Annotated in this window: 14 protein-coding genes; 8 read left to right on the top strand and 6 right to left on the bottom strand. The window is 60.8% G+C overall.

What is annotated here, in order from left to right; all coding sequences use genetic code 11:
- Positions 1–838: 838 nt before the first annotated feature.
- From ABIB91_RS13375 to ABIB91_RS13355, 5 genes are all read right to left on the bottom strand, one after another.
- Positions 839–1,300, bottom strand: coding sequence for a VanZ family protein (locus ABIB91_RS13375; RefSeq protein WP_354161525.1), 462 nt, complete (start codon positions 1,298–1,300; stop codon positions 839–841).
- A 1,914-nt stretch (positions 1,301–3,214) separates the two neighbouring features.
- Complete coding sequence (locus ABIB91_RS13370; protein WP_354161522.1) at positions 3,215–4,015, bottom strand: class I SAM-dependent methyltransferase; 801 nt, start codon at positions 4,013–4,015, stop codon at positions 3,215–3,217.
- A gap of 149 nt (positions 4,016–4,164) precedes the next feature.
- The gene (locus tag ABIB91_RS13365) at positions 4,165–4,953 is read right to left on the bottom strand and encodes an ABC transporter ATP-binding protein (RefSeq protein WP_354161519.1); all 789 of its coding nucleotides are present in this window, start codon (positions 4,951–4,953) and stop codon (positions 4,165–4,167) included.
- Entirely contained in the window at positions 4,947–5,882 is a 936-nt protein-coding gene (locus ABIB91_RS13360) for an ABC transporter permease (protein ID WP_502916973.1), read from the bottom strand. The genes ABIB91_RS13365 and ABIB91_RS13360 overlap by 7 nt, the downstream gene beginning before the upstream one ends.
- Before the next feature lie 101 nt (positions 5,883–5,983).
- The gene (locus tag ABIB91_RS13355) at positions 5,984–7,114 is read right to left on the bottom strand and encodes an ABC transporter substrate-binding protein (protein WP_354161516.1); all 1,131 of its coding nucleotides are present in this window, start codon (positions 7,112–7,114) and stop codon (positions 5,984–5,986) included.
- Positions 7,115–7,605: 491 nt separating this feature from the next.
- Between ABIB91_RS13355 and ABIB91_RS13350 the strand changes: the two genes are divergently transcribed.
- The 5 genes from ABIB91_RS13350 (at position 7,606) to copD (ending at position 11,070) form a co-directional block, all read left to right on the top strand.
- Positions 7,606–7,935, top strand: a complete 330-nt coding sequence (locus ABIB91_RS13350; RefSeq protein WP_354161513.1) for a hypothetical protein — start codon at positions 7,606–7,608, stop codon at positions 7,933–7,935.
- Positions 7,936–8,307: 372 nt separating this feature from the next.
- Positions 8,308–8,676 carry a DUF2946 family protein gene (locus ABIB91_RS13345; protein ID WP_354161510.1) on the top strand — a complete coding sequence of 123 codons (369 nt, stop codon included), beginning with the start codon at positions 8,308–8,310 and terminating at the stop codon, positions 8,674–8,676.
- A gap of 19 nt (positions 8,677–8,695) precedes the next feature.
- Positions 8,696–9,727, top strand: a complete 1,032-nt coding sequence (locus tag ABIB91_RS13340) for a hypothetical protein (RefSeq protein WP_354236242.1) — start codon at positions 8,696–8,698, stop codon at positions 9,725–9,727.
- Between the two features lie 6 nt (positions 9,728–9,733).
- The gene (locus ABIB91_RS13335) at positions 9,734–10,090 is read left to right on the top strand and encodes a copper resistance CopC family protein (protein ID WP_354161504.1); all 357 of its coding nucleotides are present in this window, start codon (positions 9,734–9,736) and stop codon (positions 10,088–10,090) included.
- 17 nt (positions 10,091–10,107) lie between these two features.
- The gene (gene copD / locus ABIB91_RS13330) at positions 10,108–11,070 is read left to right on the top strand and encodes a copper homeostasis membrane protein CopD (RefSeq protein ID WP_354161543.1); all 963 of its coding nucleotides are present in this window, start codon (positions 10,108–10,110) and stop codon (positions 11,068–11,070) included.
- A gap of 561 nt (positions 11,071–11,631) precedes the next feature.
- Here copD and guaA read toward each other — a convergent pair.
- A complete protein-coding gene (guaA, locus tag ABIB91_RS13325) occupies positions 11,632–13,230 on the bottom strand; it encodes a glutamine-hydrolyzing GMP synthase (RefSeq protein ID WP_502916972.1) in 1,599 nt (532 codons plus the stop codon).
- Between the two features lie 146 nt (positions 13,231–13,376).
- On the opposite strand from guaA, the gene ABIB91_RS13320 reads away from it, so the two are divergent.
- From ABIB91_RS13320 to ABIB91_RS13310, 3 genes are all read left to right on the top strand, one after another.
- On the top strand, positions 13,377–13,748 hold the full coding sequence (locus ABIB91_RS13320) for a nuclear transport factor 2 family protein (RefSeq protein WP_354161498.1): 372 nt from the start codon (positions 13,377–13,379) through the stop codon (positions 13,746–13,748).
- Positions 13,749–13,983: 235 nt separating this feature from the next.
- Positions 13,984–14,316: a DHCW motif cupin fold protein gene (locus ABIB91_RS13315; RefSeq protein WP_354161495.1), complete on the top strand. Its 333-nt coding sequence runs from the start codon at positions 13,984–13,986 to the stop codon at positions 14,314–14,316.
- A gap of 258 nt (positions 14,317–14,574) precedes the next feature.
- Complete coding sequence (locus ABIB91_RS13310) at positions 14,575–14,784, top strand: cold-shock protein (protein WP_007592195.1); 210 nt, start codon at positions 14,575–14,577, stop codon at positions 14,782–14,784.
- The last annotated feature ends 28 nt before the right edge of the window (positions 14,785–14,812 follow it).

Genomic DNA, 14,812 nt, shown 5'->3' with positions numbered 1-14,812 from the left:
CGCCGGGCGCCAGCGTCTCTTCGATGATCCGCATCTTATCGTCGCGAGACCAGCGACGACGACGCTCAACCCCGCCCAGGACCTCTACCCGCATCTACCGACCTTAAGGCTAGCCTTAAAGCTAGATCCTCGTCGGATACCTGCAACTCAACAAGGCGGCCCACCCCGGAGGAATACAATTCGGAATCCACCCCATGCGAATGACTAGCCGTTACTTTCCACGTTTGTCTAGGCTTTGTCCGTCTGAATGGATTCGTCGCCCGAAGCCGAGGACGCTCTTTCAAACTAGACTGGAAGTTTGCAGCCCCGCGCCGATCGGCGCCTATTGGAGCGTTGCCGCCCTTCGCCGACAGGGCCGCTATGTCTGCTTCAGGAGATAAGCCGACCCATAGACGGGTCGCTTATAGAACGGCGCGAATAGAACTCATTGCTCAACTTGAGAAGTTCCGAGCGGAGGCAGGCTATGTTTACAATTTCGCTGCCTGTTCCGCCTGTCGCGTGGCCTCAGCCTTCGTGCGCGCTCTCGTGGCGATACTGGCGTTGGAGCTAGAGGACATGGTGGTCCGATTGGTTTGAACCCGGCTGCGAAGCTGTTCATCGACACCATCCGCGCGGCGGAAAGGCAATTGGCAATCCAATCACAGTAATCACGGTGCGGAAGAGTTCAGACGCAAACCTTACGAACCAGTCGGCTCCTGTCCTGGTTGAAGGGTCCGAGCAGGCCAACCAGGGCCCCAACCAGCTCGCCAAGTCGATATCGACATTGCGACGTGAGCTATGTCAACGGACGTCACTGGCTTATGCCACGATTGGGCATGAACCCAACCCGCAATAACCGTTAAACATCAGATGCAGCCGTCCAGCGCTCAATCAGGCGTAAAGCGATGCTGGCGAGCAAAATCCCGAGCAACCCGCCAACCACCTTTTCGGACGCATCCAGCAATCTAGCATGGCGATCTGGCGTCAGCTTTTGCAACAATTCCAGCACCACTGCGCTACCAAGCACGAGGCTGCACACCAGCGTCATCCGGTCCCGGTACGCGGCACAAAATGCGAAACCTAGGAACGTAAAGGCCGCGACGTGTTCGATGTTGGCCGAACTGCTCAGTTGAGGCCTGTCGTGGATTGGAGACAAACTCGCGTAGGTGATAAAGGCAAGAGAAGCCCACGCCACGGCAACTGAAATTCTATACAGCATAGTAGCGACTGACCCCGAGTTGTTGCCGCAATATACTTCAGCGCCAACCGGATCCAGCGGCTCGCATTTGCCAGCGTGGTGGCTGCGGTTCTTCACCCTCATCCAGAACTTCTGCCGCCCGCGGCAGGGCAGTACGGCCAATGGTAGGCGCACTAGAACGCAACTTTTCGTGATTGAACCAATTAAAAGGATTAATTTATTTAATTTGATTTAAGTTAAATAGTCGAGTTTGGAGCCCAGGGGAATACCTGATGCCCGCAAAAGAAGACGAAGACCGCCGGGAGTTCTTGAAGATGTGTGGCAGGTTTGCTGCCGTAACCCGCCATCGATGACTCTACTCCTGTCGACGTCGTTGACGTCAACAGCCATCGCACGTTCCGGCGCCCGTGACGGAGCAGGATATAGCAGCGGCGGCAGCAGTCATTCAGTCTTCGACAATGATCCACACAGCGCGACCGAGGATCACTCGACCAAGGAGCACTCATCAGCCGGCGGCGGTGGTGGGGGCTCTGGCGGAGGTGGCGGCGAGAACTCGGGTGGCGCAAAGGGGTCCAGGGTCGCGCATTCCGGAGAGGAAGGCTCCCGATCTGGAGGTGGCGGCGCTAACAAGGGCTCCTCGGGCTTTGGCGGCCAGGATGGAGATGACAAGAAGAAAAAGGAATGAGCGCGATTGAAAAGGACAAGTCGAGCGCCGCTTAGCTGCTGTCTGTCTGGTGGGGGAACATGCGCCATCTCAAGGTGACAATCTTGGTTTTGGCATATGCGGTGATATCGCCCGCGTCTGCGCAAACCTGTTGCCCCACCGGCTGCGCGCCAGACGCCAATCGATGCGTGAGCAGCGGTCCGCTGTGGACCAGATGCCTTCCTATCGCCTGCGCCGAAGATTCTCGAGGGCCGTCACGTGGGCCCGCCGCGAGCAAGCACAGAGCCGCCGTGCTCGCCCGCCGGCCAGCGCGTACCTACGTGGTCCCAGCTCAGATTCCCCCAGAGTGCCCATTGGTGAAACCGACCAAGGCGCAGGTCGGCGACGCGACCGCTCAATGCATGAACGTGTTGACTCGAAATGCGCAGTTGCGGGATTGCTTTTTTGAGGACGACGCCGGGAGGGTCGAAGACGAAAGAACCGGCCTGAACTGCCCCGATCGCCAAGCTGCGCTGGCGAGGCAGTGTCTAAAGCGCTGCGTCAACTATGCATCCGATACGACACATCTGGTTTGCGCCGGCAGCTATCCAAACACCGTCTGGCGTGCGTCTTTTGGAGCTATCTCGGGCTACGCTCTCGGTTCCGAGCTTGTCGACCTTTGCGGCCCTCGGCTAAGAACGCGGCGACAAGCTCCAACGCGCTGAGGTGCGCTGGACTGAGCCCTTGGCTGCCATCAGGGGGGAGACAAGGGGCCGCCAACTGGCCGTCAATCGAGATGAACAAGGGCTCTCTTTGTGCGTCCTGCCGTGAGCTAGATGGCGAGAGAGGCTATTCATCGTTCCGATGTTGCCGATCAGCAAAGGTCTGTTTCTGGCCCCCAAGCGGAAGAGCGCCTCAGCCGCCGTGATGTCCGCTCTCGGCCGGGTAAACCGGACGCCGAGCCGAACCTGCCATCGACGGCAGCTTGTGGCTCTTCGGAGACTTCGGCCATGAAGAAAAGTTCTGCTTCGAGTGGAGAGCGGACCAGACACCCGAATCAGCCGTCTTTGCAAGTGCTGGAGCCGGTCCTGAGCTGCCCTGCCCCATCAGCTCGGGATCCGAGCGGATCCATTCGTAGCTTGTCGCCGTAGCTTTCGCTCTAGCGTGAAGTCCAACGTCGAACCTTTTTGCAACTTCAACAAGTTGCGGGTCCTGGTACGGAGGAGCGGTGATCCGTCGACGGATGCCGCTTTCAGCCAAGAGCTGCCCTCCCCGCTAGGTCGCATTCTTGCCCCTGAGATGAGCTCGCCCGTCGGTGACAATTCCGAAGGCCGCGCGGTTGGGTGAACGATTTCGGGTTCAGGACCTCGGAAGAGACGGCTCTGGCCGTCGAGTTAGGGAACGATGCCTCGGCACGCCCACGCGACGTTTGCAAAGGACCTCGGGCCATCGGGCCGGCCAGCCTCGTAGGCATCGCGGACGGCGGCGTCGGTGCGTGCTCGCTCCACAGCGTCGAGCGATGCCACATACTTGCCGAGCGGCCCCTCGCCAGCGGCAATCGGCGCCCAATAGTCGGCAAAGCTTTGGTAGTCCATGCGGATCATCAGTTCCATTTCCGCAATGTCCGCGAGACCCTGTTCGGCAAAAGTCCGTCGCAGTTCGCCCGGCTGCATCATCGGTTGAAAGCAATAGCGGCTGCGCAGCTGGCGCCCGCTTTCACCAAGTGCCGCCACCGTGTCGACCATCATGCGCATGCCGGGCATTCCGCCGAGATGATCCCACACCGCTGCCGCGACCACGCCGCCCGACCGAACGACGCGGCACATCTCGGCTACTGCCTTGCCGGCTTCGGGAACGAAGTGGAGCACGAGAAGCGCCAAAGCGCGGTCGAACGTGCCGCCCTCGAAGGGCAGCGCGCAGGCGTCCGCCTGTCGGACTTCTATTCGCGGGTTTGTGTTGCGCCGGACCACTTCCTCGACGAAGACTGGTGAATAGTCGACCGCGGCAATCTCGGCGAGGTCGGCGGCTTCAGCGAGCGCGAAGGTCAAGCTCCCGGTACCGCAACCGACGTCGAGAATCCTTTCGCCGTCGGCAACCCCTGCGAAGTCGATGAATAGCCGCGCGAGTCTTCGGCTCCAGCGGCCCATGAGCTGCTCATAGCCCGCGGCGTTGTGGACGTTGAATTCCGAGGTCATAGAATGCTCCGTGCGCTCCAAATTGTTAGACTTCAACGGGGTCGCTACCAAGCCGCTAAAGCAACCGCATTGCAATCGCGGCGAGCACGCCGTGCGGCTGCTTCATGATGCGTATGAGAATATCTGTCACGGCGAGCTCCTTTTGACAGTTACCATGCGTCATCGAGGCCGAGACGCTCGAACACCTCGCGACGAAGCTCAACGAAGTGCGGATCGCCCCGGTGGCGAGGATAGGGCTGGCGGTTGACGACTTCGGCCTTGATCCGTGCAGGTCGGTCGCTCAGCACGATGACGCGGCCGGCGAGCAAGAGCGCCTCCTCGACATCGTGCGTGACGAGCAGCGCCGTGAAACTCGAGCGCTGCCAAAGTGCGACAAGTTCCGCCTGCATCGCGATACGAGTCAGCGAGTCGAGCTGGCCCAAAGGTTCGTCGAGAATGAGCAGCTTCGGGTCGTTGACAAGCGCACGCGCCAGAGCCGCTCGTTGCGCCATACCGCCGGAAAGCTGGTGCGGGTAGGCATTGGCGAAGCCCGTGAGTCCCACTAGGCGCAGCGCGTCTTCGACACGTCCGCGATGGGTGCGGAGCAACCCGCGGGCTTCCAGACCGAGCGCAACGTTGCTCCATACCGTCCGCCATGGATAGAGCGTGGGGTCTTGAAAAACGACGACGCGCGACGGATCGGGTGCTTCGATCTCCCTTCCCTCCGCTAGCAGCGAGCCGGCCGTTGGAGTGTCGAGCCCCGCGACCAGCCGCAGCAAGGTCGATTTTCCGCACCCACTCGGTCCCAGGAGAGCAACAAATTCGCCGCGGCCGACCTGCAAGCTGATGCGGTCCAATACCGGCAGGGGCTGCCCTTCAAGATCGAAGCGATGGCTCACTTCGCGGAGCGTTAGCGTAGATCCACGGACCGCGTGATCGCTTGCGATCGGCGCTACCATCGCACTAAACCTTTCTGCCAGGATAGCAGGCGGTCCCGCAATCGGAAGAGCAGCGTGATCAGACTGGAGCAGAAGAACGCCATGAGCAGCAGCGCGGCGTACATATTGGCATAGGCCGCCCAACCCTGCGCCCATTGCAGATACCAGCCGAGCCCCGCCTTCACACCCAGCATTTCGGCTACGACAAGAACCGCAAACGAGTTGCCGAGACCCATGAACAGGCCAACAAAGACATGTGGCATTGCCGCCGGAATCGCAACCTTGAGCACGAGGAAGCGCTGGGTTGCTCCCAATGTCCGCGCAATATCGTAATAGGCGCTCTTCACGCTGGCCACGCCCGACCAGGTGAGCACGGTGACCGGAAACCCGGTTGCGAGCGCAATCAGGAAAATGCTGGCGCTGAAACTCGACGGGAAAACGAAAAATGCGAGCGGCAGCCAAGCTGTTGCGGGCAACGGCCCGATGAACCGCAACACTGGGTGGATCCAATAACCGGCGCGCCGCGACCAGCCGATCGCCACGCCGGTTACGAACCCTGCCGCCGCGCCGAGAAAATAGCCGGTCGCGAGCAGACGGGCTGAGGCGAAAATGCCTTCAGCCAGCCGCCTCCAATCGTCGATAGCAACTTCGACAATGGCCTGCGGCGGCGGGAAAAACGGCAACGGCAGCAATCCGAGCTTTGCTGTGACGGCCTCCCAAGCGGCCAAAAACAGCGCGAGCGCGAACAGCCACGGATAAAGCCGCTGGAGACGCTGAAGAGCAAAACGAACGCCGGCAAAGGCGGCCAAGGCAAGAGCAATGGCCAACGCGCCGCAGGCAATGGCGAAGCTGCCCGTGTAGGCCCAATCGCTCTCGGGCCTGTCCGGCCAGAACGCAGCGAGCGCGGCAACCATAGACCATGCCGCGGCAACAGACAGTCCGCCGATCAACGACCGAGTGGTCGAACTTTCAAAAAAGCCGAACCCCGATTTCTCTGATGGCCTCGGCACTTCATTGATGACCGAGCTCACTGCGGATCTTCCCAATCGGCTCAGCTTAGAACGTCAAGATAAATCCGGTCGGCGAACTTGGCCGGGTCAGTGCTTCGCTTGATGACGTTCACTGCCTTGAGTTCATCGGTGTAGAGTAGAAGTTGTTTCTTGAGCTCCGCCCCGACGGGATGCCTGTGATGAGTATGGCTGCGATACATAGTGGCGAGATCCTCTAGGGATCCTCTCCCGCCGTAGCCCGAATAGATTGCTGCGGCATCGGCGGGATCGCTGGCAACTCGATCTGCCGCTTCCAGTATCGATCGGGTCAGAGCGGCTGCCACCGGCATTTCGCTTCGGGTGAGGCTGCCACGTATCGCGAGTACGCAGCAAGTGCGGTCGGCGAATTCACCCGTTAAGTTCGTCGCGATCTCGTTAAGTTTGCCTTCCTTGAGCCAAAGATAGGGCAGCGGATCTATCTCGGCCAGTGCCTGCACTTCGCCCTTATCGACGGCAAGCGCAAGCAGATTGGCCGGGTACTGGCGCCACTCTACCTCTTGGGCCGGATCGATGCCCTTCTTGGCGAGGTAGATCGAAAAAAAGTTCTTCGCTGGGCTCGCTTGATCGCTAATCGCGATAGCCCTGCCGCGCAGGGACTCCAGGCTATCGATATTCGCGGCCTTGGAGCCGAGGAGCCGGATGCAACCGCCGTGCACTCCGGCGGTGATCCGAACGTCGAAACCTTGCTCCAGCGGTTTAAGCCAGCGCAGCGCCAATCCCAAACCGGCATCGGCCTTGCCAGTTGCAATTGCCTCCAACAATTGGTCGGTGGGACCACCGAAATTGACGAAGTCGACATCGAGGTTATGCTTGGCGAAGATACCCCGTTCTTTTGCGACTGCCGCAGCGACCGTGCACGCCGCGTTCGCGTTCCAGGCGATTCTTAGTTGGCGGCGCGGGCCTTGTAGCTCTTCACTGTTCGCTGCGGCGCGGCAAATAAAGGACTCGCCAGGAAGATAAGACAGCGATCCAGTCCCGGATGCCGTCAGCGCGCGAGCCGCTCCGAACATTCCAAATGGCGCCGCAGCGCCGAGGGTGCAAACCAACGTCAGCACCGAGCGGCGGGAGAAAACGCCTCCCTTCGCTTCGGACAGACCTTTCGTTAAGCTGGTGCCAATTTCGCGCTTTTCCATGTGTCACTCCCAAACTCGCGTGTGAATGGAATAGAACTGGGGGCGCTTTGCGGGGCCTTAGCTCTCTTTGAGCATCATCCGAGCCCGTCTGCTACACAGGTGTGAAGAGGTTCACATTAACGCAAAAAATTGGAAGGAGATAGCTGCGCGGCGATTAAGGCTCTTGTCAATCGTGTTGACCTACTCACGGCGGCGTCTGTCGCATTTGATCGCGATTGGCGCGAGTAGATGATCAGTATCTCAGTCGGGCACACGCACCAGCATGCATGGAGCCTGCGTTGCGCGAATTGAGCAACGCCTGTACCGAGATCATGCGGGATAGGCTGAACTTCGACGCTAAGCTAGCCATGATCTGGAATGGTCGGCTTGTCGCAGCGAACGGAAGCTAATGGTTAGGTTTTGCGCCTTTCACCCATCGGCTCCCCGCTTCGCTAGCTTGATCCCGGGAATGCCATCAATGTTGCGCCGGGCCATACTTACAAGGAGGTCGCATGATTACCGCCGTTGTACGATACACACTGCCGCCGACGATCGACTACGCCGCGTGTCGCGAGCACTTTCACAAGATCGCCCCCAACTTCCGCGGGGTGACGGGGCTGATCAGCAAGCACTTCATCTGGTCCGAAAGCGGCTGGGCGGGCGGCGTGTACCAGTGGGAGCGTATCGAGGATGCTACGGCGTTCTACACCGGGCCGTGGCTGGAGGGCATCATCCAGCGCTACGGCATGAAGCCGCAGATCGATTTTTACGAGGTTTTTGCGGTGACGGACAACACGCGCGGCAAGGTTGAGCTGTTCGAGGAGGCCGTTGCCTCGAAATGACCCTCTCATCTGCCACACTAGCGCATAGAGGTGGCGGTTGTATGAGAGGATGGCCGCGGAACCCTCGCGTCATCGTAGGTAGCAAGTCCACGTCGCGACCGAATGCAACGATCATTCTGATCTTGGCTCTTCGGAGACTTGCCGATCAGGCCGAATGTCCGCGTTTCGCCCAAGAGCTGCCCTCCCCGCCAAGTCGCAGTTTGACAAGGCCGACGTCAGCCTCCTTGGTGAGTCGGCCATGACTGGCCATCGTTAAATGGTGCTTTGGTCCGCACAGATCGTGCGTTCGCTAAGACGAACTGTACCGTACGCACGTGCGGATGGCTCGACCCCGACGCCACGCGGTGCTAGGCTTCGTGGCGGGTGGGCCAAATGCGGCGACGGCTACAGGAATTTTTTCCGATCGTCCTGCTCGCGCTGGTGATGCAAATCCTGGCGCCGGTCGCAGACTGCTGGGCCACGGCAATCGCGGTTGCCGATCCGCTGCAATCACCGAGCATTTGCCACAGTGATGCGACCACTGGATCAGACGATCAAGATCGTGGGCATTACGCCCATGACGCCCTTTGCGCGATCTGCGTATCCCACGCGGGCACGGCCGTTGACGCGCCAAGGCCCGTTACCCTCTTTGAACTTGCCCGTCAGTTCCGACCAATTCTTTGGACCGATGCGAAACTGATCCACGGACCGTCCCGCGCCGGCTCGAATACCCACGCGCGTGCCCCTCCACGGTCGACGTGAGAATGGCGGCCAACGGCCGTTGCACTTGCACGTCAACTTGTGGAGACCTTCCATGTCGATCTCTTACGCACGTGCGGGCTTTTGGGGCGCCGCTATCACGTTTATTCCTCTCTCCGGAAGCAGTGCCCACGAAATCGTTGGCAATCGCTTTTTCCCGGCCACGCTCTCCATCGACGACCCCGGCGTCAACGACGAGATGTCGCTCCCCACCGTCGACAGTTTCAAGACCGGCGACGTTCCGCCAGTGCGCCAGGGCGATATCTCCGCGGAGTTCTCGAAGCGGATCACCGAGGATTTTGCGATATCGTTTGGCACGACCTACACCTTCCTCGGGCCGATCGATACTACAGCGGCGGGGGCCAATGGCTTCCAGAACTTGGAGACCTTGTTCAAATATCGGGTCTTCAAAAGCACCGAGCATGAGTTCGTGATGTCGGTAGGCTTAGGCGTGGAATGGGGCGGCACCGGCTCCTCCACCATAGGGGCCGAATCCTTCAACACCTACACGCCGACGGTTTTTTTCGGCAAAGGGCTGGGCGATCTGCCGGAGACGCTGTCGTGGCTCAGGCCGTTCGCGATCACCGGCCAGGTCGGCTATGCGATCCCGGGACGGAATTTCACGACGACCCTCGGGGTTGATCCCGACACCGGCGCGCTCACCGCCGACACCGAGTTCAACCCGCGTGTGCTGAACTGGGGTGGGACTATCCAATACAGCATGCCCTATCTGAAATCGTCCGTGGTCGATCTGGGCCTGCCGGATTTCATCAATCACCTGATCCCGTTGGTCGAGGCCAATCTGCAAACGCCGGTGTCGAACACCCTGACCTCGGGAACGTTGACGACCGGAACGATTCAACCCGGCGTGCTCTGGGTCGGCAACACCTTCCAGGTCGGGGTCGAGGCGCTGATCCCGATCAACCGGCAAAGTGGCAGAAACGTCGGCGTGATCGCGCAGCTGCACCTCTACCTCGATGACATCGACCCGCGCGGGATCGGCAAACCGCTATTCGGCGGCCCGGTCCAGCCCGCAAGCCCCTTTCCGAGGTAGTTGACCATGCGACGTTTATCTCTGATTGGACTCGCTCCGCTCTTGCTGGTGCTCGCAACCGGCGCGGCGCAGGCGCACGCGTTCCTCGACCATGCCGAGCCGCGCGTCGGCAACAAGGTCGGAAGCCCTCCGCGCGAGGTGACCTTGTGGTTCACCCAAAAGCTGGAGCCCGCCTTCTCCAGGGTCACCGTGACCAATGCCGCAGGCGCACGCGTTGACAGCGGCAAGGCCCGCGTCAGCGGCAATCAGATGTCGGTTTCGTTGCGTTTGGGAGGCAGCGGCACCTATCATGTGAATTGGCACGTGCTATCGGTGGACACACACACGACCGATGGCAGCTTTACTTTCCAGGTCGGCCAGTAACGCCATTGGGAAAGCCCATGAGCTGGTTCGGGTCGGAGATCGACGGACCTCTTGCTCTGACGCGCGCGATCCATTTTGCGGCGTCGGCGGGGATCGCCGGTATCCTGATGTTTCGCGGCTTCGTCGCTGAGCCAGCCCTGCGGCCTTCGCCGGAGGGATACTCCGTTGTCCGATTGCGCCTGGCTGGGCTTGCCTGGATAGCGCTCGCCCTCACTACGGCAACCGGGCTGATTTGGCTTGTGCTGCAGACCATGTCGATTGCGGATCTCGGTTGGGGCGACGCGGTGACATCCGGCGCGATCTGGACTGTGGTCAACGAGACGCAATTCGGCTTGGTCGCGGAAGTTCGCGCTGCCTTGGCCGTTTTGCTGGCCGCGTGTCTGCTGCTCGACCAAATGGTTTTGTCGCGCTGGCTGGTGCTGTTGGCTGCTTCAGCTCTGGTTGCGGCGATTGCCTGGACCGGCCATGCCGGATCAACGTTAGGGGAATTGGGAAATCTACACCTCGCCGCCGACGTTCTGCATCTCTGCGCTGCGTCGGCCTGGATCGGAGGTCTGGCAGGCCTTGCGATTCTGTTCGAGGTGGGTCGGCACCGTCCGGCACTTGAATGGAGACCACTGGAGCTGGACGCTATCAGCAGGTTTTCGATCCTCGGGATGATTAGCGTTGCCGCCCTGATCGTGTCTGGGCTCTTGAATACGTGGATACTCGTTGGTTCAATCCGCGCGTCTCTTGTGACCGACTATGGGCGGCTGTTGCTGCTCAAGATCGCCGCCTTTGCCATCATGGTCGCCTTTGCGGCAGTCAATCGGTTCTGGCTGACGCCCCGGCTCGTTGTGACCCCAAAAGAAGCGACCGATTCTTCCGCGCGTTCCGCGCTGAGGCGCAACACGCTGATCGAGATCGCGCTCGGACTCGCGATCTTCGCAATGGTCGGGGTGCTCGGCATGCTGCATCCCGCCATTCATCTGGTGCAATGAAGCATGACGGGCGCAATGGAGTGTCGGTCTCTAACCCCAAAAGTTCCTTCGTGGCCCTTAACCGACCTCGGCAGGGCACCAATGTCCGCTTTGCGCGACAAGCTGCCGCTCCAATGAAACGCGTCCTAGCCCCAGGCTTACCGGCACAAGATAGGAGATTATTGAGGTGGTCTACGCTGTAGTGCTCTCCTCCGTCTCGACTCGCGATTCGTAGCTTGCCACCGTAGATGCGCACATCTATTTCTCACCGCTGGCTCAAGAGTTAATTCAATTCAATTGTCTAGCTCTCTCGGTGTGGAGGAGCCCCGTTGAGCGATTACGGCCATTGGTCGCGATGCCTCTAGCTCCACTGAACCAGTTGTTGCAGGTCCCTCGACTTACGACGTCTGAGCCATTTTGCACGCCAGAGTGCGCCCGAATACTCTGTCAGTGGACGGGAATTAGAAAGCCGACTTCGGCCGGACTAAACTCGGCCACAACTTCGGTCAGTCACTGAATATGAAAGGAAATGAGAACAGCCCACCAAACCTACGCCAGGATGAGCGATTGCACCCGGCCGCCCTACTCCCACTCGATCGTCCCAGGCGGCTTGCTCGTCACGTCGTACACCACCCTATTCACGCCCTTCACCTCGTTGATGATGCGCGTGGCGGTCTCGCCGAGGAACTTCATGTCGAACTGGTAGAAGTCCGCGGTCATGCCGTCGGTGGAGGTGACGGCGCGCAGGCCGACGACGAAGTCGTAGGTGCGGCCGTCGCCCATGACGCCCACGGTCTTCACAGGAAGCAGCACGGCAAAGGCCTGCCAGATGTCGTCGTAGAGACCGTGCTTCCTGATCTGGTCGATGTAGACCGCGTCCGCCTTGCGCAGGATCTCGAGCTTGTCGCGGGTGATCTCGCCAGGGCAGCGGATGGCGAGGCCGGGGCCCGGGAACGGGTGGCGGCCGACGAAGATTTCGGGCAGGCCGAGCTCGCGGCCGAGCTTGCGCACCTCGTCCTTGAACAGCTCGCGCAGCGGCTCGACGAGCTTCATGTTCATGCGCTCGGGGAGACCGCCGACATTGTGGTGCGACTTGATCGTCACCGAGGGACCGCCGGTGAAGGAGACGCTCTCGATCACATCAGGGTAGAGCGTGCCTTGCGCGAGGAAGTCGGCGCCGCCGATTTTCTTGGCCTCCGCCTCGAACACCTCGATGAAGAGGCGGCCGATGGTCTTGCGCTTGGTCTCGGGGTCGGTGACGCCTTCGAGCTCGCCCAAAAACTGCTTCGAGGCATCCACGTGCACGAGCGGGATGTTGTAGTGGTGGCGGAACAAATCGACCACCGTCTTGGCCTCGTCGAGGCGCAGCATGCCGTGATCGACGAACACGCAAGTGAGCTGCTCGCCGATCGCTTCGTGGATCAGCACGGCCGCGACCGCGGAATCGACTCCGCCGGACAGGCCGCAGAGCACCCTGCCCTTGCCGACCTGGGCGCGGATCTTGGCGATCTCCTCCTCGCGGAAGGCGCGCATGGTCCAGTCGCCGGAGAGACCCGCGATCTTGCGGACGAAATTGCGGATCAGTTTTGCGCCGTCGGGCGTGTGCACCACTTCGGGGTGGAACATCAGGCCGTAATATTTGCGCGTCTCGTCCTGGATGATCGCGAACGGCGCGTTCGGCGAGGTGCCGGCCACCGAGAAGCCCGGCGGCATCTTGGTGATGCGGTCGCCATGGCTCATCCAGACCTGGTTCTTGCCGCCTGCCGACCAGACGTCCTCGAACAGCTTGCTCGGCGCCTTCACCTCGACGTCGGCGCGGCCGAATTCGCGGTGATGGCCGCCCTCGACCGTGCCCCCGAGCTGCTCCGCCATGGCCATCTGGCCGTAGCAGATGCCCATCACCGGCACGCCGGAATCGAAGATCGCTTGCGGGGCCCGGGGCGAGCCCGCCTCATGCACCGATTCAGGGCCGCCGGAGAGAATCACCGCCTTCGGCGTCATCTCGTTGAAGGCTTGTTCGGCCTTGTTGAACGGGACGATTTCGCAATAGACGCCGTCCTCGCGCACGCGACGCGCGATCAGCTGCGTCACCTGGCTGCCGAAGTCGACGATGAGAATCTTGTCATGCGCCGAGGCCACGGAGGGCGTCGACGCGGAGCGGTCGGTCTGTGCTGCTGTCATGGCAAGCAGATACGCGACGGGAGCTTTTCCCGCAACCGGGCGGGCCGCGCGCCCACATTCTTCTTTGGGCATGGACAAATCGATATAGGTAAGTATTATTGACCTAATGGCCCGCCACTCACCAAGGGCCGATCAGGGAGAACGTCATGCCACACCATCATCAGCCGTCGAATCTCGCCGCGCTCGGCCGCACCTGGGTCGAGGCCTGGAACGCGCGCGATCTCGAGCGCGTGCTCACGCTCTATGCCGAGGACGTCGTGATGACCTCGGACCGCATCCCCGCGATGGGATTCGACGAAAGCGGCACCGTGCGCGGCAAGGATTCGTTGCGCGCCTATTGGGGCAAGGCGCTCGCCCTGTTGCCGGACCTGCATTTCTCGCTGATCGAATTGTTCGTCAGCCCCGACAGCGTGGTGGTGCTCTACGACAACGAGCGGGGAAAGCGGATCTGCGAATATCTGCGGGTGAATGCGGCCGGAAAGATCGTGCAGGGAGCGGCGAATCATTTGGTGGGCTGACGCTCACCCACCGCTGTCATTCCCCGCGAAGGCGGGGAATCCAGTACGCTGCGGCCTGTCGATTCAATTAGTGCGGCCTCTGGAATACTGGATCGCCCGCCTTCGCGGACGATGACAGCACGTGTCAGGCGCGAGCACGCCCCAAGCGCGGTAGTGCGGGCGCAGCAATGACGGAGACTGCTAGACGAACGTACGCTAACAACAGCGCTGCCGGCTCTGACGCAGGATTCCCCCCATGAAGCTCCCCACCGCCCACTTCACCGTCACCGACTGGAGCAAGGTCGAGCCGACCGTCCATCCCGGCGAAACCGGGCAAGCGCAATGGCGCACCCTCAATATCGGCGATCTCCGGGTGCGGATGGTCGAATATTCGCCGGGCTATCTCGCCGACCATTGGTGCGACCGCGGCCACGTGCTCTACGTGCTGCAGGGCGAGCTCGACAGCGAGCTGCGCGACGGCCGCAAATTCAAGCTCACGGCGGGGATGAGCTACCAGGTCTCGGATTTCGGCGACGCCGCGCACCGGTCCTCGACGGCGACGGGGGCGACGCTGTTTATCGTCGATTGAGCGCCCAGGAAGGGTTAATTTGCACCGCAAAATAGCAAAATGCGGCGACATTCCGAGCGACGGGTGGTGCCTTGAAGTGGCCCCAAAATCTCGCTATATTGTGATCATCGATACTTGGCCGAACGACTGGGCCGCTTCGCTTCGTTGCTGACGGGCGCGCACGCTTCAGATGATTTCTCCAACATCGACTGATCAGGACTATGGGCGCAATAGTGCGTACCGGTCCGCGTGTTAACTTCTTAAGCAAAGGAAATTCCCATGGCTATGGGCACCGTGAAGTGGTTCAACAATCAAAAGGGTTTTGGTTTCATTCAGCCGGATGACGGCGACAAGGACGTGTTCGTGCACATCAGCGCCGTCGAGCGCGCCGGCCTGTCGACCCTCAATGAGGGCCAGAAGGTCTCGTTCGACATCGTCGCCGATCGTCGCAGCGGCAAGTCCTCGGCTGACAATCTCCGCGTCGGCTAACGCCAGCGCACCGTTCTGACCACGGACG

Origin of the sequence: Bradyrhizobium sp. JR4.3 (assembly GCF_040547695.1) — a bacterium.
GTDB lineage: Bacteria > Pseudomonadota > Alphaproteobacteria > Rhizobiales > Xanthobacteraceae > Bradyrhizobium > Bradyrhizobium canariense.
Note: the sequence above shows the minus strand (reverse complement) of the source record. Positions and strands in the feature narration are given on the sequence as shown.